Source organism: Pseudomonas sp. EA_65y_Pfl1_P113 (genome assembly GCF_963970525.1).
GTDB classification, from domain to species: domain Bacteria; phylum Pseudomonadota; class Gammaproteobacteria; order Pseudomonadales; family Pseudomonadaceae; genus Aquipseudomonas; species Aquipseudomonas tritici.
In genome coordinates, this window is the sequence record NZ_CAXAQM010000256.1 from 1 (window position 1) to 583 (window position 583).

Below are 583 nucleotides of genomic sequence, written 5' to 3' on the forward strand. Positions count from 1 at the left end.
CTCTCCTATGGATTCGCGGTGAGGTTAGCGGCTTTCAGTCGAAGCTGGCACCCCAGCGACGCTTGGTGCGGGTCTTCCACAGGCCGCGATGATAGGCGTCGGACGCCAGCAGCGGCATGACCGAACCGGCTTCGGCGAACACCATCTGTTCGATGCCGGTGTTGACCTTGCCCCACGACGCCGCTTCCTGCAGCGTCGAGGACGAGCAGGCGCCGTCGCGCACGTCGGCGACGGTGATCTGCACGGCGTATTTGTGAACCTGGACGTCATCATGGCCGAGGATTTCGGCGCAGACCACGGTGTCCTGGATGAAGTTCTTCGTCACGCCGCCGCCGATCATCAGCAAGCCCGTGGTGCCGGCCTTGATCTTGATGTCGGTCAGTTCGCGGAAATCGGCGATCGCGTCGAGCACCATGTACGGCTTGCCCTCCTTGGCGCGATCGACCTGGTGCTTGACCAGACCGAAGCCAGCCGACGAATCGACGAAGGCCGGGCAGAAGATCGGCACGTCATGCTCGTAGGCGAGCTTGACCAGGCTGTTTTCCTTCTTGCCGTTCGCGACGAGATACTTGCCCATCTCGCG

1 protein-coding gene is annotated in these 583 nt (G+C 62.6%); it reads right to left on the reverse strand.

Going from position 1 to position 583, the window contains the following annotated elements; translation table 11 throughout:
* Positions 1-34: 34 nt before the first annotated feature.
* Positions 35-583, reverse strand: a 549-nt coding sequence (locus AACY52_RS29450; protein ID WP_339561242.1) for a deoxyhypusine synthase family protein, incomplete at its 5' end; no start/stop codon positions are given.